Consider the following 24,917-nt stretch of genomic DNA (forward strand, 5'->3'; position numbering starts at 1 on the left):
CGTGTCGGCATCCGGTCAGGAGATTCTGGATCGCTCGTCCGCGGCGCCGGAGCCTCGCACGCTCCTGGAGATCATCCGCGCGACGACGGCGCAATACCCGGAGGCATCGGCGATCGACGACGGCTCCGGAGCGCTCAGCTACCGAGAGTTGATGGCGCGCGTCGGCACGACTGCCGCACGCCTGCACGAAGCCGGAGTGCGCCGCGGCGACCGGGTCGGAGTGCGGATGCCGTCTGGCTCGAAAGAGCTGTACATCGCGATCCTCGCGATTCTCGCGGCCGGCGCTGCCTATGTGCCGGTCGACGTGGACGATCCCGATGAGCGGGCCCGGCTCGTCTTCGGCGAGGCGGGTGTGCGCGGTGTGATCACGGGCGCGGGAGCTTACGCGCCCGAATCCGCGGAAGATATGTCGCCCGCGGAATCTTCACTTTTCGCCGGTGATGCGCCGCATCCGTCCACCCATGCGATCGTGACCGTGCCGCCACCTACCGTCGACGATGATGCGTGGGTCATCTTCACGTCCGGGTCCACCGGGGTGCCGAAGGGGGTGGCGGTCTCGCACCGTTCGGCAGCCGCATTCGTCGATGCCGAAGCGCGCATCTTCGCGCAGAGCGAGCCCTTGGGGCCGAAAGACCGTGTGCTGGCCGGACTCTCGGTCGCCTTCGACGCGTCGTGCGAAGAGATGTGGCTCGCCTGGCGTCACGGCGCATGTCTTGTGCCCGCACCGCGCTCCCTCGTGCGCTCCGGTGAAGACCTCGCACCGTGGCTGCTGCGGCAGGGGATCACGGTGGTCTCCACTGTTCCGACGCTCGCCGCCATGTGGCCCGCGGATTCGATCGAGAACGTCCGCGTGCTGATCTTCGGCGGGGAGGCCTGCCCGCCTGAGCTCGCGACCCGTCTCGCGGCAGAAGGCCGCGAAGTCTGGAACACGTACGGCCCGACCGAGGCGACGGTGGTCGCCTGTGCCGCTCCGCTGGGCGTGCCGGGACCGGTTCGCATCGGCCTGCCGCTCGACGGCTGGAGCCTCGCGGTGGTCGATGCCGAGGGACAGGCCGTGCCCGAGGGAGGTGTCGGCGAACTGATCATCGGTGGGGTGGGGCTCGCGCGCTACCTCGATCCGGCGAAGGATGCCGAGAAGTATGCACCGTTTCCGACGCTCGGGTGGGAACGCGCCTACCGCTCGGGTGACCTGGTGCGCTTCGAGAGCGCGGGCCTGATCTTCCAGGGTCGCGCCGATGACCAGGTCAAGGTCGGCGGACGCCGGATCGAGCTCGGTGAGGTCGAGGCTGCCCTCCAGGACCTCCCCGGGGTGACCGGTGCTGCCGCGGCGGTGCGGATGACCGACGCAGGCGTGCCTGTTCTGGTCGGCTATCTCGCTGCGCCGCCGGATTTCGATCGACTCGCCGCTCGCGCCGACCTTGCGGCCCGGCTCCCGGCGCCGATGGTTCCGCTGCTCGCGGTTGTCGACGATCTGCCGATCCGCACCTCCGGCAAAGTGGACCGGGCGGCTCTTCCGTGGCCGCTCCCGAACGTCGAACTGCCGCACACGGACTTCTCTCCGGGCGAAGCGTGGCTCGCGGAGCAGTGGCAGGCGGTTCTCGGCATGCCGGTCACGGGAACGAAGGTCGACTTCTTCGATCTCGGCGGCGGTTCGCTCGCGGCCGCGCAACTGGTCTCCCGCATCCGCACCCGTGTGCCGGAGTTCTCCGTCGCGGACATCTACGACGTTCCGCGCCTCGGTGCGATGGCGACGGCGCTCGGTGCGGCGCTGCAGGACGACACCGACGCGACCTTCCACCGTCCCGCGCCGACGCCACGGCGCATGCAGTGGGTGCAGTCGCTCCTGGGCGTGCCGCTGTTCATCCTGTCCGGTATCCGGTGGCTGCTCTACCTCCTCACCGCGTCTGCCCTCCTGCGCCTCGCGCCCGGGTTCGACGTGCTGCCGGCGACCCCGTGGCCGGTGCTCGTCGTGGGGCTGCTCGTCTTCGCGACGCCGTTCGGGCGGATGGCGATATCTGCCGCGGCGGCCCGTGTGCTGTTGAGGCGCCTCCGACCCGGCGACTATCCCCGGGGCGGATGGGTGCACGTGCGGCTGTGGCTCGCGGAGCAGATCGCCGATCAGGTCGACGCGGTCGGCCTCGCGGGCGCTCCGTGGATCACCTATTACGCACGTGCGTTGGGCGCACGCATCGGCACCGGCGTCGATCTGCATGCGTTGCCTCCGATCACGGGGATGCTGGAAGCCGGCGACGGCGCTGCCATCGAACCCGAGGTCGATCTGTCCGGCTACTGGATCGACGGCGATGTGGTGCGCATCGGGGGCATCCGGATCGGCGCCGAAGCGACGATCGGCTCGCGCAGCACGCTGGCTCCCGGTACCCGCATCGGCCGACGCGCCGAGATCGCCCCGGGTTCCGCTGTGTTCGGCCGGGTTCGTGCCGATCAGACGTGGGCCGGATCCCCCGCTGAGCGCACTGGCGGCCGGTCGGGGGAGTGGCCGACCGAGCGCGCGCCTGCTCCCACACGGTGGTTGTGGGCGTACGCGCTGTCGGCCGTTTTCCTGGCGATCCTGCCGATCCTCTCGTTCGCAGCCGGTGGCCTCGTCGTGGCGCGGGGCATCGTCGATGCGCCGACGCTCGGCACGGCTCTCGGTGGTGCCCTGCTGTGGCTCGTTCCCGGCGTGCTCGTCGCGGGAGCGGTCTACGCCGCCGCTGTGGTGATCTCGGTGCGGCTTCTGGCGATCCGACTCACCGAGGGCACGCATCCGGTGCGCAGCCGCGTCGGTTGGCAGGCTTGGACGACCGAGCGTCTGCTCGACTCAGCGCGGACGGTCCTCTTCCCCCTGTACTCGAGCCTGTTCACGCCGGTATGGCTGCGGATGCTGGGCGCGCGCGTCGGGCGTGATGTCGAAGCATCCACCGTGCTCCTGATCCCGTCGATGGCCCGCATCGAAGACGGGGCATTCCTCGCTGACGACACGATGGTGGCGTCCTACGAACTTCGCGGCGGGTGGATGCGCCTGGGGCAGGTCCGCATCGGCAAGCGTGCGTTCTTGGGCAACTCCGGCATGGCCGCCCCCGGACACCGCGTGCCCCGTGACGGTCTGGTCGCCGTCCTCTCATCTGCTCCGTCGAAGGCCAAGGCAGGATCGTCATGGTTGGGCTCGCCCGCCGTGCGCCTGCGCCGACTCTCGGCCGAAGGCGATGAGACCCGTACATACCAGCCGCCCGTGCGGCTGCGGGTCGCGCGTGCGCTGTGGGAGATCGGTCGCATCGTTCCGGTCATCGTGACGTGCGGGATCGGGCTTCTCGTGATGTTCGCGCTTGCCGCCCTGATCGAGACGCTCGGATTGGTCTGGGCGGTCCTCCTGTCGGGGCTCGTGTTGCTGCTCACCGGAGCGCTCGCGGCGGGCCTCTCGACGATCGCCAAGTGGATCATCGTCGGCCCGATTCGCGCCGGCGAACAGCCCCTCTGGTCGAGCTTCGTCTGGCGTACCGAGGTATCCGACACGTTCACCGAGATGGTCGCCGCACCCTGGTTCGCCCGTGCCGCTGCCGGTACTCCCGCTCTCGCTGTGTGGCTGCGCTCGCTCGGCGCAACGATCGGGCGCGGAGTGTGGTGTGACAGCTACTGGCTCCCCGAGCCGGACCTCGTCACCCTCGGCGACGGATCGACGGTCAATCGCGGGTGCGTTGTGCAGACCCACCTGTTCCATGATCGAATCATGAGTATGGATACCGTCGAACTGGAAGCCGGGGCGACCCTCGGGCCCCACAGCGTGATCCTTCCCGCTGCATCGATCGGCGCACACGCGACGGTGGGTCCGGCATCCCTCGTCATGCGTGGTGAGTCGGTGCCGGTCGGTTCGCGATGGAGTGGCAACCCGATCGGCCCCTGGCGTGCCGTCAAGGCGCGCGCCTACCAGTCGACATCGTGAGTGGCCACGACCCGTACACGCCCGAGAGTGGTGACCCGGCCTTCGATGTCGAGTCGTACGACCTTCAGATCGACTACCGCGTGCGCACCAACCGGCTCGAGGGGCGAGCGATCATCAACGCCGTCGCGACCAAGGCGGTCTCCGCGATCAGTCTCGACCTCGTGGGTCTCCGCGCGACGCGCGTGCGTCTCGACGGCGATCGCCGCACGCAGTTCACGCCGGGACCACGCAAGCTGCGGGTGAAATCGCCGCGGGTTCTGCAGGCGGGGGAGCGCTTTTCGCTCGACATCACGTACGCGGGGAGCCCCGGGCCGCGGCGATCGCGGTGGGGCACGATCGGCTGGGAAGAGCTCGAGGACGGCGCGCTGGTTGCGGCCCAGCCCACCGGTGCTCCCACGTGGTTTCCCTGCAATGACCGCCCCGACGACCGCGCGCGCATGCGTGTGTCGGTGACGACGGATGCTGGTTACCTGCCCGTGCCGACCGGTCGTCCCGTGGGGAAGTCGCTGAGCGGTGGCCGGGTGACGGTGATCGCGGAGTCGACCGTGCCGGTGGCCACGTATCTCGCTGCTGTCCACATCGGCGCGTACGAGCAGACGGCGCTCGCGGGTGATGACCGCGTGCGGGTGTTCGCCCCGCCGGCATTGCGCGCGGACGTGTGGCGCGCTTTTCAGGACGTTCCGCGCATGCTCGCCCTGTTCGACGCCGAGTTCGGTGCCTATCCGCAAGAGGATTGCGCGCTCGTCGTGACGGCGGATGAGCTCGAGATCCCGCTCGAAGCCCAGGGGATGGCGGTGTTCGGCGTCAATCACCTCGTCCCGGCGGAACAGCGGCTGATCGCCCATGAGCTCGCGCACCAGTGGTTCGGCAACAGCGTGGGTCTTGCCCGCTGGCGCGATATCTGGCTCAACGAGGGGTTCGCCTGCTACGCCGAGTGGATGTGGTCGGAGGCATCCGGAGGTCCGACGGTCGCCGAGAGAGCAGCGCAGTACCACGCGCGGCTGCGGACGCTTCCGCAGAATCTCGTGCTCGGTGATCCCGGCCCCGACCTCATGTTCGACGACCGGGTCTACAAGCGGGGCGCGCTCACGCTCTATGCGCTGCGATGCGCCCTCGGCACGCAGACGTTCTCCGCCCTCGTGCGCGAGTGGACGGCGGCGCACCGCCACGCACTGGTCACGAGCGACGACTTCCGTGCGTTCGCGTCGCAGACAAGCGGCGTCGATCTCAGCGGCCTTTTCGCCGCCTGGCTGGATTCGCCGCTCCTGCCCCCGCTCCCCGTTCGCCCGCGCTGATCGAGCAGGAACCCTCTCGCTGAGTGAGTAGCCCGCAGAGCGGGCGTATCGACATCACGCGCTACCGCTGGTGATCTCGATCTACGGGACGTCGGGCCCGAGCATCCCTTCGGTCGGGATGCCGGCCGCTGGGCCCTTGAGCTCGACGAGCATGGTGTGAGTCGGGGTGGTCCCGATGTTTCGGCCGGTGTGCCGCTGGGCGGGGAGCCAGACACTGCGACTCGCTTCGAGCTGAACCTCGCGGACCGTTCCGTTCACCTCGAGTTGGCGGCGAAAACCGCTGAGCGTGATCATCAAACTGTTGGGGTGGACATGGGGATGCGTCTGGTCGCCCGGCTCGTCGTGGTACTCCAGCACGCGAACATACTCGTTCTCGAAAACCGTCCGATAATGCTCCGGGTCCGTCACCACCGGGTCTTCGTTAGCCATGCCTGCGACCGTTCTCTCTCGCGGACCGGCGGTACAGGACCCCACTTCGGCCTCAGCAGGCTCCCCGCCGCGACGAGGGGGCGGGTGTTCGAACCGATGTTGGCGGTGGGGGTGATCGATGGTGGTGAGGATCGAATCGTGGACACGATCCCGCAGGAATCTGTTCTGATGTCACGGGACTAGAAAGGCGGGGCCCGAAGGCCCCGCCATCCCCGTGTTTTCTACGTGCCCCCGACTGGAATCGAACCAGCGACCTTTGGTACCGGAAACCAACGCTCTATCCCCTGAGCTACGGAGGCGTACCGATCGAGACTATCACCGCGAGATCGCGTTGACCGCCGCACTCAGTCGCTCGGCGAGGTAGCGATGACCCGCCGTCGACGGATGCTGGCGACCCACACCCGCGTCGATCACGTCGGCATAGTTCTCGGGAGTGATCCATTCGTCGTCCACGGGTGAGATGTACCACCAGCCGCGTTCCGCAGCGAGCCCCGCGAGGTCGCGGTCGATCGCGGCGGTCGACGCTTCGACCGGGAGGACGTGCGGGGCGGGGCCCAGGATCACGACCCGCGCAGAAGGAAAGGTCGCTGCAAGCGCATCCCAGGCAGCGTCCACGGCATCCGCGTAACCGGTCGGATACAACAGCCGATCGTTGATTGAGCCCTGGACGACGATCAGATCCGGCGCGATCGTGGGGTCGAGTGCCGCGATCCGCTCTCCGAATGCTGGCCCATCGATGCCGGCCTTCAGATACCCGCTCCCGCGCACGCCGTCGACGACCGTGGTCCACCCCGCAAGATCGGCGATGGCATAGGCGTAGCCGAGTTCGGGAACCGTCGCGGCTGAGCCGTAGGTCCACGAGTCGCCGAAGATCAGCACGGTCGGGTTCTCGGGAAGGTCGAGATCCTCGGGAGTGACCTGCACGGCGGACTGTCCGGCACCGGCGGCAACGGTCGCTTCGGGGGTCGCCCACGGGCGCCAGATCGCGACGACCGCGGCCAATGTCAGCATCCCGGCGAGGCCGGCGAGAACCCACGCGGGAACTCGTCGCAGAGGGATGCCGGACGCCGTCATGGGTAGAGGGTATGTCAGCCGCTTCCCCGCACCCAAACGTTCGTGTGACCGGAGTGATTGTGGGTCGGAAACCGCCGGTGCAGAAGCACCCCTCCGGGCATGCGAGGATACTTCGGTGCAACGCATCCTGACCGCTGAACTCGACCTGGAACTGGGGTCGTCCGTCGACCTGATTTTTCAGATCTCGGCCGCTCAACCGGCGCCCGTCGTGCGCGAGGAATTGACGTTCACCCAGGGTGATCGCGTGTACACGCCGACCGAAGTCGTCGACCAGTCCGGCAGTCGGTTGCACCGCGTGCTCGGCGAAGCGGGCCCTCTGCACGTGCGCTACGAAGCGGTCATCGACGGCCAGGTCGCGCAGCGGTCCACGAGCGACCTCGAGGCCATCACCTACCTGCGTCCGAGCCGGTACTGCCAGTCCGACGAGGTTTTCTCCCAAGCGCGGCGGCAGTTCCGCGGGCTCCAGGGCATCGATCTGATCACAGCGGTCAGTGAGTTCGTCGCTTCCAGCACGACCTACACGCCCGGGCTCAGCCAGGGAACCGACTCGGCCGTGACGACCCTGATGACCGGTCAAGGCGTCTGTCGCGACTATGCGCACGTCGTCATCGCACTCCTGCGTGCCATGGACATGCCCGCCCGCTACGCGGCCTGCTTTGCTCCGGGCCTGCGGCCGATGGATTTCCACGCGGTCGCCGAGGCCTACCTCGACGGCAGCTGGTACGTCATCGATGCGACGCGGCTCGCCAATCGCCGCTCACTCGTGCGCATCGCGACCGGCCGCGACGCCGCCGACTGTGCGTTCCTCAGCTATCACGGCGGGCACGTGGGCTTGCAGCGTATGCAGGTGGACGCCTGCATCCTCCCCGACGACGCGGCCGACGTCGATGCGCTCGACGCCGCGATCACCGCATCCGACCCCGCCGCCGACGACATCGCCGAACTGATCCAGCTCACCTGACCTCCGCACTTTGCTCAGTGGCATGGCACCTGGGGCTGGTGTGAACTCCTGAGGCCCACGGGTCGGCTTGCGGCGATCGGATCATACGACCGGACACCCACCCCCGGACCTCCCGCCGTCCGGAAGCACGCACGACCGCGTGTGTCCGCAGCCCTTATTCAGTCTGCACGCGGGCCCACGGGCCCGTGCTCCGCGTCATGACGGGGGAGTAGCGCCGGGCAGTTCGCGGGGAGACTGAATACGGAACATGTCGGGGTGGCGCCGGGCCGCGGCGCGGGGTCGGTTCAGCCGGATGGCGGGGCTGGCGCGCATTGTTGGGGCTCCAGGGGCGACGTGCGGCGTAGGGACCGTGCGACCGGACAGGTTGGGACACGGGACCGGTGCGAGAGCGCCGGTAGAATTGCCGGGTTATGAATCCTGAAGCGCTCTCCGCCGCCCTGCTCGCCGTCGTCAGCCCGCTCGCCGAGGCGCGACGCCCGGGCGCGAGCGCGGGATGGACGCCCGAGGACTTCGTGATCGAGCGCCCGAAAAACCGCGATCACGGCGATTGGGCCTCCAACGCCGCGATGAAACTCGCGAAGGGCCTCGGCGCGAACCCGCGCGAATTCGCCGCGGAGATCGCCGCCGCCCTCGCCGCGACCGACGGCGTCGCGAGCGTCGAGGTCGCCGGTCCCGGCTTCATCAACATCCGCCTCGAAGCCGGTGCCGCGGGTGCCCTGGCGAAGACGATCGTGGATGCCGGCGCTGCCTTCGGCTCGAACGACACCCAGCGTGGCCAGACCATCAACCTCGAGTTCGTCAGCGCGAACCCGACCGGTCCGATGCACATCGGGCACACGCGCTGGGCGGCCCTCGGCGACGCGATCGCCCGGGTGCTGCTCGCGAGTGGCGCGACCCTCGTTCGCGAGTTCTACATCAACGACGCCGGCGCCCAGATGGAACGGTTCGGGCGGTCGGTGCTCGCCCGCGCCAAGGGGGAGCCGACACCGGAGGACGGATACCCCGGGTCGTACATCGACGATCTCGCGCGCCGGGTGCTCGATCAGCGCCCCGATCTGCTCGATCTTCCGGCCGACGAGCAGGTGGCCGAGGCCCGCGACCTCGCCTACGCGCTCCAGCTGGGCGATCTGCAGGCGTCGCTGGAGAAGTTCAACGTGCACTTCGATGTCTTCTTCAGCGAGCGGACGCTCCATGCGAAGGGCGCGAACGGTGAGCCGAGTCTCGTCGACGACGCCGTCGATCGCCTGCGGGCACAGGGCCATGTCTTCGACCAGGACGACGCGGTCTGGGTGCGCACGACCGATTTCGGCGACGACAAGGACCGTGTCATCCGCCGTTCCAACGGGGAGTACACCTATTTCGCCGCGGATGCCGCGTACTACCTCAACAAGAGCGACCGCGGCTACGCACACAAGATCTACCTGCTCGGCGCCGATCACCACGGGTACGTCCACCGCCTCAAGGCCCTCGCCGGCGCGGCCGGCGATGACCCGGATCGCGACATCGAGGTGCTCATCGGGCAGCTGGTGTCGATCAACGGCGCGAAGCTCTCCAAGCGCGCGGGCAACATCATCGAGCTCGACGATCTGCGCGAATGGTTGGGAACGGACGCCCTGCGCTATTCGCTCGCCCGCTATCCGGCCGACTCGCCGCTGACGCTCGACCCTGAGGTGCTCACGAAGCGGACGAACGACAATCCCGTCTTCTACGTGCAGTACGCCCATGCCCGTACGCACAACGTGGGGAGGAACGCGGCGGATTCGGGCGTGACCCGCGAGGCGTTCGTGCCGGAGCTCCTCGATCACGAGACCGAGTCCGCCCTCCTCGGCGCGCTCCAGGAGTTTCCGCGGGTGGTCGCGTTCGCCGCGGACGTGCGCGAACCGCACCGTGTCGCGCGCTATCTCGAGGAGCTCGCCGGCCTCTACCACCGCTGGTACGACAACTGCCGCGTCACCCCGCTGGGTGACGAGGAGGTCACCGACCTCCACCGCACCCGCCTGTGGCTGAACGATGCCACCGGTCAGGTGCTCCGCAACGGCCTCGATCTTCTCGGCGTGAGCGCGCCCGAACGGATGTGACGACGTGACCGACGAGCATCCGACGCAGCCTCTCCCTGACCCGGATGCGCGCTGGGTGCTCTCCCGCGACGCGGCGCCCGCGAAACGCCGCCGCTGGCCGTGGCTGATCGCGGTGCTCGCCGTCGTGGCGCTCATCATCGGTGCCTGGTTCGCGGGGGAGTACATCGCCCGCGGCATCGTCATGAAGACGATCCGCGACCAGGTGGTCACCCAGCTCTCCCTGCCGGCCGATCAGCAGATCGACATCGATGTGCCCGGCCCGCTGATCCCACAGCTGATCGTCGGGAGTTTCGCCGACCTGTCGATCTCGTCGGAGGATGTGCTCCTGGAAGGAATCACCGCGGACATCAGCGTGACCGCGCAGGATGTCCCGCTCCGCGGTGGGGACTGGAGCGGGGCGTACGCGAGGGTCGCGCTCGACGAGGACCAGCTCCGTTCGCTCCTCGCGCAGGTCGAGGGATTTCCCGCCGACTCGGTCACGCTCGATGCGCCGGACGTCGCCGCGAGCTTCGAGCTCCGACTCTTCGCCCTCAGCGTGCCGGTGGGTGTCTCCCTCACTCCCCGCGCGGAGGGCGGCGACATCGTGCTGACACCCTCGACGCTCCAGGTGGGGGGCGCGGAGCTCTCCGCGGAAGCGCTGACCCAGCAGTTCGGTGCCATCGCATCGACCGTCCTCCGGGACTGGGATGTCTGCATCGCCGATCAACTGCCGAGCGCGCTCACGCTGACCGCGATCGCCGTCGAGCGCGAGCAGGTCGTCGCGGACTTCGAGATCGACAGCGCCATCCTTCAGCAGAGCGGGTCCGTGCCGCGGGGCACCTGCTCCTGATTCGCACAGCGTCACACGGCGGGCCGCCGCGCGCCGGTGCCCTAGACTGCAAGGACCGTCTGCCCGGATGGCCGGAGCGTGAACACGCCGCCCGCCGTCCGCATCCCATCCGATTGGTGCCCCTCGTGTCCGTCGCCCCCGACCGCCCGCTCGTGCCCGACTGGCTCGCCGTCCCGGACGACGCGAACGCGCTCGCCGCTGCCGTCTGGCCGGCTTCCGCCGACCGCGATGAGCACGGGGTCCTGCAGATCGCCGGCGTCCCGGTCACGGACCTTCGCGAAGAGTTCGGTACTCCGCTCTACGTCCTCGACGAGGATGCTGTCCGCGCCCGCGCCCGGCAGGTGCGCGAGGCGTTCGAGACCGCCGCCGCCCGCCACGGCACGCGAGCACGGGTCTACTACGCCGGCAAGGCGTTCCTGTCGACCGAGGTCGTGCGCTGGGTGACCGGCGAAGGACTCGCGGTCGATGTCGCCACCGCGGGTGAGCTCGCCGTGGCGCTCGCGGCCGGCGCCGATCCGGCGCGGATCGGTCTGCACGGCAATAACAAGTCGGTCGCCGAACTCACCCAGGCCGTCGAGCTCGGCCTCGGGTCGGTCGTGCTCGACAGTGAGATCGAGCTCGAGCGCCTCGCCGCGATCGCCGAGCGGCGCGGAGTCGTCCAACCGGTGCTCATCCGGGTCAACAGCGGCGTCCACGCGGAAACACACGACTTCCTCGCCACCGCGCACGAAGACCAGAAGTTCGGCTTCGCGCTGGCGGACGCGCCGGCCGTCGTCTCCCGCATCCGCGAACTCTCGTCGCTGCGCTTCCTGGGCTTGCACTGTCACATCGGCTCCCAGATCTTCGGGACCGCCGGCTTCGAGGAATCCGCGGGGCGTGTGGTCGAGCTCCACGCGGAACTGTCGGTCGGCGGCGAGATCCCGGTCCTCAACCTCGGTGGCGGGTTCGGCATCGCCTACACCTCCGTGGACACCCCGACGCCCATCGAGCAGCTCGCCGACGGCATTGTGGACGCGGTCGCCCGCGAGTGCGCTGTCCGCGGCATCCCGCTGCCGACGCTCGCCTTCGAGCCCGGCCGCACGATCGTCGGCCGCGCCGGCGTGACGCTGTACGAGACGGGCACAGTCAAGCCCGTGCAGGTGAGCGACGACCTCACCCGCCTGTACGTGAGTGTCGACGGCGGGATGAGCGACAATGCGCGCCCCGCGCTCTACGGTGCGCAATACTCCGCGCGCATTGCGTCGCGGACCTCGACCGCGGAGCCCGCGCTCACGCGCGTCGTCGGGCGTCACTGCGAGTCCGGTGACATCGTGGTGGATGCCGAGTATCTGCCGGGAGACGTCACTCCCGGCGATCTGCTGGCCGTGCCCGCGACCGGTGCCTACTGCTACTCGCTTGCGAGCAACTACAACGTCGTCCCCCGTCCTCCCGTCGTCGCCGTCCGCCACGGTGCGGCGCGCGTGATCGTGCGCGGCGAGACGATCGACGATCTGCTGGCGCGCGACGCCGGCGTCACCATCAAGGAGCGTGCATGACCGAATATCGCCGCCTACGCGTGGCGCTGCTGGGCGCCGGAGCCGTCGGCTCCCAGGTCGCCGACCTGCTGCGCAAGCACGGGGACGAACTGGCCGACCGGGCCGGTGCGGCCCTCGATCTCGTCGGCATCGCCGTGCGTGACCTCGACGCGCCGCGGGAAACGGATCTGCCGCGTGAGCTGTTCACGACCGACGCCAGTGAGCTGATTCTCGGCGCCGACATCGTGATCGAACTGATGGGCGGCATCGAGCCCGCACGCGAGTACATCCTGCAGGCGCTGAACTCGGGAGCCGACGTCGTCACCGCCAACAAGGCGCTGCTGGCCACCCACGGCCCGGAGATCTTCGACGCCGCCGATCAGGTCGGCGCCTCGGTGTACTACGAGGCCGCCGCCGCCGGTGCGATCCCCATCATCCGGCCGCTGCGTGATTCGCTCGCCGGTGACCGCGTGCAGCGCATCATGGGCATCGTCAACGGCACGACGAACTACATCCTCGACCGGATGGACCGCGAGGGCAGCGACTTCGCCGAGGTCCTCGCCGATGCGCAGGCGCTCGGGTACGCCGAATCCGACCCCACGGCCGACATCGAAGGCTACGACGCCGCGCAGAAGGCGGCCATCCTCGCCTCTCTCGCCTTCCACACGGCGGTTCCGCTCGAGGCCGTGCACCGTGAGGGCATCACCCACATCGACAAGAACGTGATGGATGCTGCCCGTCACGCGGGTTTCGTCGTCAAGCTCCTCGCGGTGTGTGAGCGGATCGTCGGGGACGACGCATCCCAGCCCGCGGGCGACGCGATCTCGGTCCGCGTATACCCCGCGCTCGTCCCTCGGGATCACCCGCTGGCCAGCGTCCATGGCGCGAACAACGCCGTGTTCGTCCAGGCCGAAGCGGCCGGCAACCTCATGTTCTACGGTGCCGGCGCTGGCGGAGTGCAGACCGCGTCGGCCGTGCTCGGCGACGTCGTCTCCGCCGCCCGCCGGCATATCGCCGGTGGCGTCGGTGTCGGCGAATCCACGCGCGCCAACCTACCCGTGCTGCCGATCGGGCGGGTCACGACCCGCTACCAGATCACGCTCGAGGTATCGGACGAGCAGGGTGTCCTGGCGACGGTCGCCGGCATCCTGAGCGACGGCCGCGTGTCGATCGCGACGGTCGAACAGACCGTCTTGACAGAGAACAACGGCGATCCGGGAGTGGCCCGCATCGTCATCGGAACCCACCGAGCGCTCGAGCAGGATCTCAGCGAAACGGTCGACCACCTCGCCGCGAGCGGCGTCGTGGAGCGGGTTGTTTCGGTTCTGCGAGTAGAAGGAGACTGACATGGCGGAGAACACGAAGATGGTTCATGTGTGGCAGGGCGTCATGCGCGAGTATGCCGACCGGCTGGGCGTCACCGACGCATCCACCGTCGTCACCCTGGGGGAGGGCGGCACGCCGCTCATCCCGGCGGCATCGCTGTCGCAGATGTCGGGCGCCGACGTCTACATCAAGTTCGAGGGAATGAACCCGACCGGCTCCTTCAAGGACCGTGGCATGACGGTCGCGCTCTCGCGCGCGGTCGAGCACGGAGCGAAGGCCGTCATCTGCGCCTCGACCGGCAACACGTCGGCGTCGGCTGCGGCCTATGCCGCGCACGCCGGCATCACGGCTGCCGTTCTCGTGCCCGAGGGCAAGATCGCGATGGGCAAGCTCAGCCAGGCCGTCATCCACGGCGGGCGTCTCATCCAGGTGCGCGGCAACTTCGACGATTGCCTCGAGATCGCGCGCGAGCTGGCCGAGCACTATCCGGTACACCTGGTGAACTCGGTCAACCCCGACCGCATCGAGGGTCAGAAGACCGCCGCCTACGAGGTCGTCTCACAGCTCGGCGACGCGCCGGACTTCCACTTCATCCCGGTCGGCAACGCCGGCAACTACACGGCGTACTCCCGCGGCTACCGGGAAGAGGTCGCGCGCGGCGTGTCGAGCACCGTGCCGCGGATGTTCGGCTTCCAGGCCGAGGGGTCGGCTCCCCTTGTCCGCGGTGAGATCGTGCGCAACCCGGAGACGATCGCTTCGGCGATCCGCATCGGCAACCCGGCCTCGTGGGAGCTGGCCCTCGAGGCGCGCGACGCGACCGACGGCTGGTTCGGCGCAATCGACGACACCCGCATCCTCGCTGCGCAGAAGCTGCTCGCCGGCACCGTCGGCGTCTTCGTCGAACCGGCCTCGGCGATCAGTGTCGCAGGGCTGCTCGACCGCGCCGAGGCCGGAGTCATCCCCGCCGGCTCGAAGGTCGTGCTGACCGTCACCGGCCACGGGCTGAAGGACCCCCAGTGGGCCCTGCGCAACGCGGACGGCTCGGAAGTGGCCCCCACGGTCGTCGACGCGTCGACCAGCGAGGTCGCCGCCGTTCTCGAGCTCGCTCCCCAGGCATGACCACGAGCGAGGCAACGGGCCTGCCCGAGCCGGTCACCGTTCGCGTGCCCGCGACGAGCGCGAACCTCGGTCCCGGATTCGACACGCTCGGCCTCGCGCTCAGCTCGTACGACGACCTGACGGTCACTCAGCTCTCGGAGCCGGGGCTGGAGATCGTCGTCTCGGGTGAGGGAGCCGCCGACGTTCCCACCGACGCGTCGCACCTCGTCGTGCGCGCGATGGCGTATGCCTTCGAATCGGTCGGGCGGACGCTCCCGGGCATCCGTCTTGAGGCGCACAACACGATCCCGCACGGACGGGGCATGGGCTCGTCCGGTGCGGCCGTCGTCGCGGGTCTTCTGGCAGCGAAGGGCTTGCTCGCCGGCGAGGTTGATTTCGACGACGCCACTCTGCTCCGTGTGGCGACCGAGATGGAAGGTCACCCCGACAACGTGGCCCCCGCGTTGTTCGGCGGGCTCACGATCGCGTGGATGGACGAGTCCGGACCGCAGCACAAGAAGTTGCTCGTGCACCGCGGTGTCTCGCCCGTCGTGTTCGTCCCGGAGTTCACGATGTCGACCTCGGTTGCGCGCGGCCTCGCACCCCTCCAGGTGACGAGAGAGGATGCCGTTTTCAACGTCTCGCGATCGGCCCTGCTGATTGCGGCGCTCACCCAGAGCCCGGAACTCCTGATGGCGGCGACCGAAGACAAGCTGCACCAGTCCTACCGCGCGCACGCGATGCCGGCGACCGATCACCTGGTGCGCGCCCTGCGTGCCGAGGGCTTCGCGGCCGTCGTCTCGGGGGCGGGGCCGAGTGTGCTCGTGCTCGCCGATGGTCCCGGTCAGCGCCTGGCCGCCGCGGAGCTTGCGGCATCCGTCACCGACACCCCGTGGGAGGCCCGCATGCTGGCCGTCGACGTCCGGGGTGGTACAGTGAGGGACTATCCGGAGGGTTCCACGCTTCGCGCGTGAATCTGGCCTCCGTCGCAATCTGCGAACCCCTGCATCACCCCCCGTCGCGCCGCCATCCGATATCCGTCTCGGATTCACGATGTCTGCACGGGACTACGCGCCTGTCGTGGACGGCGCACGATGCAGTTGCCCTGTCCACGTTCTACTGAAGGAGAACTCATGGAGTCCCTCTCCGAGACCCAGACCGAAGAAAACCAGATCGTCGGCGAGGATGCCGCGGCCCAGAACGTCGCCGCCGAAGCCCCCGCCACCGAAGAAGCGCCCGTCGAGGAGGCTCCCGTCGCTGAGGAGGCCCCCGTCGCCGAGGAGGCTCCCGCTGAGGAGGCTCCCGCCGCCGACGCATCCGTCCAGGAAACTCCCGTCGAGGCGCCTGCTGACGAGGCGCCTGCTGACGAGGCGCCTGCTGACGAGGCGCCTGCTGACGAGGCGCCTGCTGACGAGGTTCCCGCCGCTGACGAGGCTCCCGCCGAGAAGCCGGCCGCTGCCGTGAAGGCGCCCCGCAAGCGCGCGCCGCGTCGCGCCAAGAGCTCCGACGTGCCCGCCGCGGACGCCGCCCCCGTCGAGGCAGCCTCCGCCGACGCGCCGGCATCCGACCAGTCAGCTGCCGACGTCGCACCTGCTGCAGACGACGCACCCGCGTCCGACGCCGCGCCTGCAGAAGAGGCCGCGTCCGCTGAGGCGACGCCCGCCGTCGACAACGCGCCGTCGACCGATGAGCAGTCCGCCACCGAGGGTGAGGCCTCGACCGACGGCCCGGCGCCCGCCGAGGGTGAGACCAGTGGTCGGTCGCGCGGCCGCAGCCGCAGCCGTAGCCGCAACCGCAACGGCAACGCCCAGAACGCTCAGAACGGCAACGCCCAGAACGCGCCCGCCGCGCAGAACCAGCCCGCTGCGGCCGCCGACGACAAGACGGACGACGACGACCAGCCCCAGAGTGGCGGTCGTGGTCGTCAGCGCCCGGCCAAGCGTCGCGGCCAGAACGGTCCGACCGACGAGTTCGACACCGAGATCGGCGAGGACGACGTCCTCATCCCGATCGCCGGCATTTTGGATGTCCTCGACAACTACGCGTTCGTGCGCACGACCGGCTACCTCCCCGGTACCAGCGACGTGTACGTATCGCTCGGTCAGGTCAAGAAGTACAACCTGCGCAAGGGTGACGCCGTCGTCGGTTCGATCAAGCAGCCCCGCGAGGGTGAGCAGTCCAGCCGCCAGAAGTACAACGCGCTCGTCAAGGTCGACTCGGTCAACGGTCTGTCCGTCGAGGATGCCGCCGGCCGCGTCGAGTTCGGCGAGCTCACCCCGCTCTACCCCCAAGAGCGTCTGCGCCTGGAGACGGGTTCGGAGAAGCTGACCCAGCGCATCATCGATCTCGTCGCCCCGATCGGCAAGGGCCAGCGCGGACTCATCGTCGCGCCGCCGAAGGCCGGCAAGACGATCGTCCTGCAGCAGATCGCGAACGCGATCGCGACGAACAACCCCGAGGTCCACCTCATGGTCGTCCTCGTCGACGAGCGGCCCGAAGAGGTCACCGACATGCAGCGCACGGTCAAGGGTGAGGTCATCGCCTCGACGTTCGACCGTCCCGCCGAGGACCACACGACGGTCGCCGAGCTCGCCATCGAGCGCGCCAAGCGTCTCGTCGAGCTCGGTCGTGACGTCGTCGTGCTGCTCGACTCGATCACGCGCCTCGGCCGCGCCTACAACATCTCGGCCCCGACCTCGGGCCGCGTGCTCACGGGTGGCGTCGACGCGTCGGCGCTCTACCCGCCGAAGCGCTTCTTCGGCGCGGCGCGCAACATCGAGAACGGTGGATCGCTCACGATCCTCGCCACGGCGCTCGTAGAGACCGGCTCCAAGATGGACGACGTGATCTTCGAAGAGTTCAAGGGCACGGGCAACAGCGAGCTGCGCCTGTCGCGTCAGCTGGCCGACAAGCGCATCTTCCCCGCCGTCGACGTCAACGCATCGTCCACGCGTCGCGAAGAGATGCTGCTCAGCGCCGACGAGGTCAAGATCACCTGGAAGCTGCGTCGCGCCCTCGCCGGTCTCGACCCGCAGCAGGCGCTCGAAGTCGTCCTCGGCAAGCTGAAGGAGACCTCGAGCAACGTCGAGTTCCTCGTGCAGATGCAGAAGTCGATGCCCGCACCCGCCGCCGGTGGGCACAGCCACGGGCACGAGAACAGCATCCGCTGATCGACGTGTTCGAGTCCGTCAAGGGACTGATCGACGAGCACCGCGCCGTTCAGGAGGAGCTCTCCGATCCGGCGCTGCACGCCGACGCCCGGCGTGCCAAGCGTGTCAACCGTCGCTACGCCGAGCTCAGTCGGATCGTCGCCGCCTACGATGCGTGGGTGGCGGCCTCTGACGACCTCGAGGCGGCGCGCGAACTCGCCCGCGAAGACGATGCCTTCGCGGCGGAGGTGCCGTCCCTCGAGGAACATCGTGCCGCGGCGCAGGAGCGCCTGCGGCGTCTGCTGATCCCGCGGGATCCGGACGACGCCCGCGACGTGATCATGGAGATCAAGGGCGGCGAGGGCGGTGCCGAGTCGGCGCTGTTCGCCGCGGATCTGCTCCGGATGTACCTGCAGTACGCGGCATCCAAGGGATGGAAGACAGAGCTCCTCGAGCGCAACGAATCCGACCTCGGCGGTTACAAGGATGTCCAGGTCGCGATCAAGGGATCCTCCACTGATCCTGCGCAGGGCGTCTGGGCGCACCTGAAGTACGAGGGCGGTGTGCACCGCGTCCAGCGGGTGCCGGCGACCGAGTCTCAGGGCCGCATCCACACGTCGACGACGGGCGTGCTCGTCTTTCCCGAGGTCGACGAGCCCGAAGAAGTCCAGATCGACCCGAACGATCTGAAGATCGATGTGTTCCGCTCGTCCGGCCCGGGTGGACAGTCCGTCAACACGACCGACTCGGCCGTGCGCATCACACACCTGCCGACCGGGATCGTCGTGTCGATGCAGAACGAGAAGAGCCAGCTGCAGAACCGCGAGGCCGGCATGCGTGTGTTGCGTGCGCGGATCCTCGCCAAGCAGCAGGAAGAGTTGGATGCTGCGGCATCCGATGCCCGGCGCTCGCAGATCCGTGGGATGGATCGCTCCGAGCGGATCCGCACGTACAACTTCCCGGAGAACCGCATCGCCGACCACCGCACCGGCTACAAGGCGTACAACCTCGATCAGGTGATGGACGGCGCGCTCGAGCCGATCATCCAGTCCGCGATCAGCGCCGACGAAGAGGCCCAGCTCGCGGCACTCGCCGCAGACTGACATCTGCGCGCTGATCGGGCCGCCGCGCGCGAGGTTCCCGCGCGGCGTGAGCGCGGGGTTCATCCAGCTGAGATCGCGGCATCCGTCTCGGGATGCCGTGTATTGCGCCGTCTGACCCTTTGCATGTCCCACTTACGGCGCTGCGTGTCCCACTAACGGCGGAGAATGTCCCACATTCGGTCGTTCTGACCGGCGTAAACCGACCATAAGTGGGACCGGTCAGATGAAGTACTCGGGCGCAGTCAAGATGCTCCGGGTGTCCTCGCCGGTGGTCCGGGGGCGGGCCTTGGCGGGCACGCCCACGAGCACGGAGTCCTCGGGCGCATCGCGGGTGACGACCGCGTTCGCGCCGATGACGGACCCCGCGCCGATCGTGATCGGCCCGAGGATCTTCGCGCCGGAGCCGACGGCCACTCCGTTGCCGAGGGTCGGATGCCGTTTCCCGCCCTCGCGGGTGCGTCCGCCCAGGGTGACCCCGTGGTACAGCATCACGTCGTCGCCGACTTCGGCGGTTTCGCCGATGACAACGCCCATCCCGTGGTCGATGAAGAAGCGGCGTCCGATCGTCGCACCGGGGTGGATCTCCACTCCGGTGAGCCATCGGGTCAGTTGCGACAGCGCCCGCGCGGGGAAGCGCAACCCGCGCTCCCACAGGAGGTGCGCGACCCGGTAGGACCAGATCGCGTGGAGGCCGGAGTACAGCACCGCGATCTCCAGCCCGCTGCGGGCGGCCGGATCGCGGAGCTTGGCAGCGGCGAGGTCTTCGCGGAGGCGGGAGAAGGCGCTCATGCGGCACCCTCCTCATCGCGAAGGTGGGCGTACAGTGCAGTCGACAAATAGCGCTCCCCGGCATCCGGCACGATCACGACGATTCTCTTCCCGGTCGATTCGGGTCGGCCAGCGATCTCGAGCGCTGCCCAGACGGCTGCTCCCGCCGACATCCCCGCCAGGATCCCCTCACGCGTCGCGAGGTCGCGTGCGACGCGGATCGCATCGTCGAACTCCACATCGAAGATCTCGTCGACGACGGAGCGGTCGAGGACCTCGGGGACGAAGTTGGGGCCGATGCCCTGGATGCGGTGTCCGCCGGCTCGCCCTTCGGTCAGCACGGGGGAGTCCTTCGGCTCGACGAGGGCGACTTTCAACGCGGGGTTCTTGGCCTTGAGCGCCTGGCCCACTCCGGTGATCGTCCCGCCTGTGCCGGAACCCGCGACGAACCAGTCGAGCTGTCCGTCGGTGTCCCGCCAGATCTCCTCGGCTGTGGTCTGCCGATGGATCGCGGCGTTCGCGTCGTGCTCGAACTGATGCGCGAGGACCGCGCCGGGAGTCTCGGCAACGATCCGGTGTGCCGCATCCACCGCCTCCGTCATGCCCTTGTGCGGATTCGTGAGCACGAGCTCCGCGCCATAGGCCTTCAGGAGCGTCCGGCGCTCCTTCGACATCGACGCCGGCATGGTGAGGATCACGCGGTATCCCCGCGCCGCGCCGATGAGCGCCAGCGCGATGCCCGTGTTGCCGCTCGTGGACTCGACGATCGTCCCGCCGGGTCGGAGCTGCCCGGACTTCTCCGCCGCCTCGATGAGTGCGAACCCGAGACGATCCTTGACGGAGCCGCCGGGGTTGTAGAACTCCAGCTTGGCGAGGACGTCGGCACCCACCCCGTCGGTCAGGGCATTGATGCGAACCAGCGGGGTGTCGCCGAACGCCGTGGTGATATCGGGGTGGATGCCCGCCACGTCAGTCGCGGAGGTGCTCGTAGAGCGCCGTCGACAGGTACCGCTCACCGAAGGAGGGCACGATCACGACGATGTTCTTGCCCTCCGACTCGGGACGCGCGGCGACCTCGAGTGCGGCCCAGATCGCGGCGCCGGAGGAGATTCCGACGAGGATTCCCTCCTTCGTCGCCACCTCGCGCGCGACGCGGATCGCGTCGTCGAAGGACACGTCCTGCACCTCGTCGATGACCGACTGGTCGAGGATCGGCGGGATGAAGTTCGGGCCGATGCCCTGGATCTTGTGTGGACCCGGCGTTCCGGTCGTCAGCAGGGGGGAGTCGGCCGGCTCGACAGCGACGACCTGCACGCCCGGCACGCGCTCCTTGAGTACCTGGCCGACGCCGGTGATCGTGCCGCCGGTGCCGATGCCGGCGACGAAATAGCCGATCTGGCCGTCGGTGTCGCGAAGGATCTCTTCGGCCGTGGTCTTGCGGTGGATCTCGACGTTGGCCTGGTTGGCGAACTGCTGCGCCAGGACGGCGCCCGGCGTGGCGGCGGCGATCTCTTCGGCTTTGGCGACGGCGCCCTTCATACCGAGCGCAGGTTCGGTGAGGATGAGTTCCGCACCGTAGGCCTTCAGAAGCAGGCGACGCTCGATCGACATCGACGACGGCATCGTCAGGATGACCTTGTAGCCTCGGGCGGCTCCCACCATCGCCAGCGCGATGCCGGTGTTACCGCTCGTGCCCTCGACGATCGTGCCGCCGGGCTGCAGTGCGCCGGACGCTTCGGCCGCGTCGACGATCGCGATCCCGAGGCGGTCCTTGACGGAGGAAGCGGGGTTATAGAACTCGAGCTTGGCGAGCACCGTGCCCGGCAGTCCTTCGCTGATGCGATTCAGACGGACCAAGGGGGTGTTGCCGAACGCGCTCGTGATGTCGGGGTGAATGCCGGACATGGGTCTGCCTTTCATACGGGAGTCGTTCCAGCCTAATTCGGCCTGCACCACCCGGGCCGAATGTGACGAATCAACACGGCTAGGCTGAGGGGACCCATGACCGCCGTGCCCGACTCCCGTGCGCCCGAGGCCCTTTCCGAGCTGTTGCGCCGCGCCTCCGCGATCCTAGCCGCCGCCGGCGTGACCACGCCGGACGCAGATGCCGAACTGCTCGCCGCCCACGTGTTCGGGCAGAGCAGGGGAGAACTGGCCGCAGCGGCGTTCCGTGGTGACGCCGCCCCGGCGGAGACGCCGGAGTTCGAGGCGTTGGTGGCGCGCCGCGCTGCGCGTGAACCCCTCCAGCACCTCACCGGCCGTGCCCCGTTCCGGCACCTGGAACTGCGGGTCGGGCCCGGGGTGTTCGTGCCGCGGCCCGAAACCGAGATGGTCGCCCAGCTGGCCATCGACGCACTCCGTGCGATGCCGGGCGATGCGCCGATCGCCGTCGACCTCGGTACCGGGTCGGGCGCCCTCGCGCTCGCGATGGCGACCGAAGTGCCGCACGCCGAGGTCCACGCCGCGGAGAACGCGGTGGATGCCTTCGTCTGGGCGAAGGAGAACTTCGCCGAGCATGCTCCGCACGCACGCCTCGCCTTCATCGACCTTGCCGCTGCGTTCCCGGAGCTCGACGGCAGGGTCTCGGTCGTCGTGTCGAACCCGCCGTACGTTCCGGATGCCGCCATCCCGCGTGACCCGGAAGTGCGGTTCTGGGACCCCCCGACCGCGCTCTACGGTGGCGCCGATGGACTCGACGTCGTGCGCGTGCTCTCGGGGGTGGCTCGGCGGCTCCTCCATCCGGGCGGAACGCTCGTGATCGAGCACGGGGAGTGGCAGGGCGCGCCGATCCGCGACCTGCTCACGGCGGACGGGTGGCGCGCCGCGGCCACGCATCCGGATCTGACCACCCGCGACCGCGCAACGACGGCGATCCGGCCCTGACGCGGGAGCCTGCGGCGCTCCGCCGTAGAATGGACGCGCCATGTCCTCCCTCTTCGATTGCCGCGATCCCGAGCAGCTCCTGCCCGGAATGCGCCAGGCCCGTCAGGCCATCGGTCGTGGCGAGCTGATCGTGATGCCCACCGACACGGTGTACGGCGTTGCGGCCGACGCGTTCAGCGCGTCCGCTGTCGCCCGGTTGCTGACGGCGAAAGGGCGTGGACGCCAATCGCCGCCGCCGGTGCTGGTGGCGGGGCTGGCGACTGCTCGCGCCCTGGTGGCCGAGGTTCCCGAACCCATCGAACGGCTCGTCGAGGAGTTTTGGCCCGGGGGGCTCACCATCGTGCTGCCGGCCCAGCCGTCGCTCTCCTGGGATCTGGGAGAGACGAACGGTACGGTCGCCATCCGGATGCCGGCCGAGCGCATTGCGCTCGAACTGCTCGAAGAGTGTGGACCGCTGGCGGTGTCCAGCGCCAACCTGACCGGTAAATCGGCGGCGATCGACATCGACGGCGCGCGCGACATGCTCGGAGACAGCGTCGCGGTCTACCTCGACGGCGGCATGTCGACGACGGGCATCGCCTCCACGATCATCGACGCGACCGGACTCGTCGGTCCCGCCGAGGAGCCACGACGAGTGCGCGTGCTCCGCGATGGTGCCGTCTCGCGCGCGGCCCTGCGCACCATTCTCGGCGATCTTCTCGAGCCCGACCCGGACCACTTGCACGAAGGTCATGGCGCTCAGCCCGGGGTCGCCGGCGGACCGGCGTGACCTTCTACCTGTTCACCGTCATCCTGACGGCCGTCGCGACCCTGGCCTTCACCTGGATCGTGTGGCGGGTGGGCATGCGGTACAAGATCTACCCGGAGATCCGCGAACGCGACGTCCACACGACGCCGAAGCCCCGCATCGGCGGCGTCGGCATGTTCCTCGGTGTGCTCGCGGCGTTCGCGCTGTCATCACAGGTGCCGTACTTCGACATCATCTGGACCGATCCGGCTGTCAATTGGTCGATCATCGGTGCCTGCCTGCTGATCGTGATCGTCGGTGTGGCTGATGACCTGTGGGATCTCGACTGGATGATCAAGCTCGGTGCCCAGTTCCTCGCGGCGGGGATCGTGGTCGGGTTCGGCGGCATCCAGATCTACGCCATCCCCCTGGGCGTCCAGGTGATCGTGTCGAGTTGGGTGAGTTTCGCGCTTTCGGTGCTCGCGATCGTGATCGTCATGAATGCCGTGAACTTCATCGACGGGCTCGACGGGCTGGTCGCCGGCGTTGCGCTCATCGCCAACGGTGTCTTCTTCGTCTACACCTACCTGGTGCTGCGTGACCTGGGGTCCTCGAGTTACTCGGATCTCGCGCCGTTCATCGCGATCGTGCTGATCGGCGTGTGCATCGGCTTCCTGCCGCTCAACTGGAATCCGGCAAAACTCTTCATGGGTGATTCCGGTGCGCTCCTGATCGGTCTGCTCATGGGCGCGTCGGCGATCGCGGTCACCGGCAGCCTCGATCCCGGTCTCCTCGGCGACAACGATGTGTTCGGCCGTTCGCAGCTGCTCGGTGCCTTCATCCCGATCCTGCTTCCGGTCGTCGTCGTGCTGTTGCCGTTGCTCGATTTCGGCATGGCCATCGTCCGCCGCATGGCGCGCGGGAAGTCGCCCTTCTCGCCCGACCGGAAGCACCTGCACCACCGGATGCTCGACATGGGGCACAGCGACCGCGACGCCGTGCTGATCTTCTACGCGTGGACCTCCATCGTGAGCCTCGGCGTCTTGCTGATGTACATCGGCACGACCGAGGAATGGCCCGGCGATTACGTGCTGGGCGTCGCCTATCTTGTGCTCGGTGCGGCGGCCTGCCTGGTCGTCACGCTCCTTCCCTCTAGGGCGACGCCGCCTTCGCCGGCCGCGGTGCCCGCTTCGATCGAACAGAGAGTCTGATGTCCCGACCGACCGTCTCCAGCACGCCCGTCCTGCGCACGACCCTGATGTGGTCGGCCGTCGCGACCGGCGCCCTCGCCGTGATCGGCGCCGTGGTCGGCTTTCTCGTCGGCGGATCGGAGGGCCTGTGGAGTGCGCTGATCGCCGTCATGCTCACCGCAGTCTTCCTCGGCCTCACCGGAGGCAGCATCCTCTTCGCGAACCGCTGGTTCGGCGACCCGCTCTACATTCCGATCTTCTTCGGTTCCGTGATGGGTGCGTGGCTGGTCAAATTCGTCCTGCTCATCGTCGTGCTCTTCGTCCTGCGCGGACAACCGTGGCTCAACCAGGGGGTGTTCTTCGTCGCGCTCGTGATCAGCGTCGTCGTGTCGCTCGTCATCGACGTGCTCGTCATGACGCGGATGCGGATCCCGCACGCCAGTGACGTGACCCTTCCCACCCTCGCCGACCTCCCGGAAGAAGGGAAGGCGCCCGCGGCGGACGAGAACCCGTCTCGGGGCTGATACGCTAGTCCTGCGCCCGCTCGCACCCGCGA

At 68.8% G+C, this 24,917-nt stretch carries 20 protein-coding genes and 1 tRNA gene; 15 read left to right on the plus strand and 6 right to left on the minus strand.

Going from position 1 to position 24,917, the window contains the following annotated elements:
* Position 1: 1 nt before the first annotated feature.
* Together Q0653_RS08735 and Q0653_RS08740 are read left to right on the plus strand one after the other, a co-directional pair.
* The gene (locus Q0653_RS08735) at positions 2-3,937 is read left to right on the plus strand and encodes a Pls/PosA family non-ribosomal peptide synthetase (protein WP_298944254.1); all 3,936 of its coding nucleotides are present in this window, start codon (positions 2-4) and stop codon (positions 3,935-3,937) included.
* A complete protein-coding gene (locus Q0653_RS08740) occupies positions 3,934-5,232 on the plus strand; it encodes a M1 family metallopeptidase (RefSeq protein WP_298944256.1) in 1,299 nt (432 codons plus the stop codon). Before Q0653_RS08735 ends, Q0653_RS08740 begins: the two co-directional genes overlap by 4 nt.
* A gap of 81 nt (positions 5,233-5,313) precedes the next feature.
* On the opposite strand, the gene Q0653_RS08745 is transcribed toward Q0653_RS08740, so the two are convergent.
* The 3 genes from Q0653_RS08745 to Q0653_RS08755 all read right to left on the minus strand — a co-directional run bounded on the left by Q0653_RS08745 (position 5,314) and on the right by Q0653_RS08755 (position 6,735).
* Positions 5,314-5,661: a cytoplasmic protein gene (locus Q0653_RS08745; RefSeq protein WP_298944258.1), complete on the minus strand. Its 348-nt coding sequence runs from the start codon at positions 5,659-5,661 to the stop codon at positions 5,314-5,316.
* Positions 5,662-5,887: 226 nt separating this feature from the next.
* A tRNA-Arg gene (locus Q0653_RS08750) sits at positions 5,888-5,960 on the minus strand.
* A 16-nt stretch (positions 5,961-5,976) separates the two neighbouring features.
* Positions 5,977-6,735 (minus strand): SGNH/GDSL hydrolase family protein, encoded by a 759-nt coding sequence (locus Q0653_RS08755; RefSeq protein ID WP_298944260.1) that lies wholly within the window; start codon positions 6,733-6,735, stop codon positions 5,977-5,979.
* Positions 6,736-6,850: 115 nt separating this feature from the next.
* Here Q0653_RS08755 and Q0653_RS08760 point away from each other — a divergent pair, with 115 nt between their 5' ends.
* The 9 genes from Q0653_RS08760 to prfA all read left to right on the plus strand — a co-directional run bounded on the left by Q0653_RS08760 (position 6,851) and on the right by prfA (position 18,793).
* Positions 6,851-7,696 (plus strand): transglutaminase family protein, encoded by an 846-nt coding sequence (locus Q0653_RS08760; protein ID WP_298944262.1) that lies wholly within the window; start codon positions 6,851-6,853, stop codon positions 7,694-7,696.
* A 410-nt stretch (positions 7,697-8,106) separates the two neighbouring features.
* Positions 8,107-9,774: an arginine--tRNA ligase gene (locus Q0653_RS08765; RefSeq protein WP_298944264.1), complete on the plus strand. Its 1,668-nt coding sequence runs from the start codon at positions 8,107-8,109 to the stop codon at positions 9,772-9,774.
* Between the two features lie 4 nt (positions 9,775-9,778).
* Positions 9,779-10,603 carry a DUF2993 domain-containing protein gene (locus Q0653_RS08770; RefSeq protein ID WP_298944265.1) on the plus strand — a complete coding sequence of 275 codons (825 nt, stop codon included), beginning with the start codon at positions 9,779-9,781 and terminating at the stop codon, positions 10,601-10,603.
* Between the two features lie 125 nt (positions 10,604-10,728).
* On the plus strand, positions 10,729-12,138 hold the full coding sequence (gene lysA / locus Q0653_RS08775) for a diaminopimelate decarboxylase (protein WP_298944384.1): 1,410 nt from the start codon (positions 10,729-10,731) through the stop codon (positions 12,136-12,138).
* On the plus strand, positions 12,135-13,463 hold the full coding sequence (locus Q0653_RS08780; RefSeq protein WP_298743482.1) for a homoserine dehydrogenase: 1,329 nt from the start codon (positions 12,135-12,137) through the stop codon (positions 13,461-13,463). Before lysA ends, Q0653_RS08780 begins: the two co-directional genes overlap by 4 nt.
* 19 nt (positions 13,464-13,482) lie before the next feature.
* A complete protein-coding gene (gene thrC, locus Q0653_RS08785) occupies positions 13,483-14,562 on the plus strand; it encodes a threonine synthase (protein ID WP_298944385.1) in 1,080 nt (359 codons plus the stop codon).
* Positions 14,559-15,515 (plus strand): homoserine kinase, encoded by a 957-nt coding sequence (gene thrB / locus Q0653_RS08790; RefSeq protein ID WP_298944268.1) that lies wholly within the window; start codon positions 14,559-14,561, stop codon positions 15,513-15,515. The genes thrC and thrB overlap by 4 nt, the downstream gene beginning before the upstream one ends.
* 159 nt (positions 15,516-15,674) lie before the next feature.
* A complete protein-coding gene (gene rho, locus Q0653_RS08795; protein WP_298944270.1) occupies positions 15,675-17,711 on the plus strand; it encodes a transcription termination factor Rho in 2,037 nt (678 codons plus the stop codon).
* A gap of 5 nt (positions 17,712-17,716) precedes the next feature.
* Positions 17,717-18,793 carry a peptide chain release factor 1 gene (gene prfA, locus Q0653_RS08800; RefSeq protein ID WP_298944272.1) on the plus strand — a complete coding sequence of 359 codons (1,077 nt, stop codon included), beginning with the start codon at positions 17,717-17,719 and terminating at the stop codon, positions 18,791-18,793.
* Between the two features lie 219 nt (positions 18,794-19,012).
* Here the strand turns inward: prfA and epsC are convergent, their stop codons facing one another.
* Genes epsC through cysK (Q0653_RS08815) form a run of 3 tightly spaced genes read right to left on the minus strand, consistent with a single transcriptional unit; the run spans position 19,013 to position 21,466 of the window.
* Positions 19,013-19,582 carry a serine O-acetyltransferase EpsC gene (gene epsC, locus Q0653_RS08805; RefSeq protein WP_298944274.1) on the minus strand — a complete coding sequence of 190 codons (570 nt, stop codon included), beginning with the start codon at positions 19,580-19,582 and terminating at the stop codon, positions 19,013-19,015.
* Positions 19,579-20,529 carry a cysteine synthase A gene (gene cysK, locus Q0653_RS08810; protein WP_298944276.1) on the minus strand — a complete coding sequence of 317 codons (951 nt, stop codon included), beginning with the start codon at positions 20,527-20,529 and terminating at the stop codon, positions 19,579-19,581. The genes epsC and cysK (Q0653_RS08810) overlap by 4 nt, the downstream gene beginning before the upstream one ends.
* A gap of 1 nt (position 20,530) precedes the next feature.
* Positions 20,531-21,466, minus strand: coding sequence for a cysteine synthase A (gene cysK / locus Q0653_RS08815; protein WP_298944278.1), 936 nt, complete (start codon positions 21,464-21,466; stop codon positions 20,531-20,533).
* A 96-nt stretch (positions 21,467-21,562) separates the two neighbouring features.
* Here cysK (Q0653_RS08815) and prmC point away from each other — a divergent pair, with 96 nt between their 5' ends.
* Genes prmC through Q0653_RS08835 form a run of 4 tightly spaced genes read left to right on the plus strand, consistent with a single transcriptional unit; the run spans position 21,563 to position 24,885 of the window.
* Positions 21,563-22,444: a peptide chain release factor N(5)-glutamine methyltransferase gene (prmC, locus tag Q0653_RS08820; RefSeq protein WP_298944280.1), complete on the plus strand. Its 882-nt coding sequence runs from the start codon at positions 21,563-21,565 to the stop codon at positions 22,442-22,444.
* A 40-nt stretch (positions 22,445-22,484) separates the two neighbouring features.
* The gene (locus Q0653_RS08825; protein ID WP_298944282.1) at positions 22,485-23,213 is read left to right on the plus strand and encodes an L-threonylcarbamoyladenylate synthase; all 729 of its coding nucleotides are present in this window, start codon (positions 22,485-22,487) and stop codon (positions 23,211-23,213) included.
* Positions 23,210-24,382, plus strand: coding sequence for an MraY family glycosyltransferase (locus Q0653_RS08830; RefSeq protein ID WP_298743501.1), 1,173 nt, complete (start codon positions 23,210-23,212; stop codon positions 24,380-24,382). The genes Q0653_RS08825 and Q0653_RS08830 overlap by 4 nt, the downstream gene beginning before the upstream one ends.
* Positions 24,382-24,885, plus strand: a complete 504-nt coding sequence (locus tag Q0653_RS08835) for a hypothetical protein (protein WP_298944285.1) — start codon at positions 24,382-24,384, stop codon at positions 24,883-24,885. The genes Q0653_RS08830 and Q0653_RS08835 overlap by 1 nt, the downstream gene beginning before the upstream one ends.
* Positions 24,886-24,917: the final 32 nt, after the last annotated feature.

The organism is uncultured Microbacterium sp., from assembly GCF_947488465.1.
GTDB lineage: Bacteria > Actinomycetota > Actinomycetes > Actinomycetales > Microbacteriaceae > Microbacterium.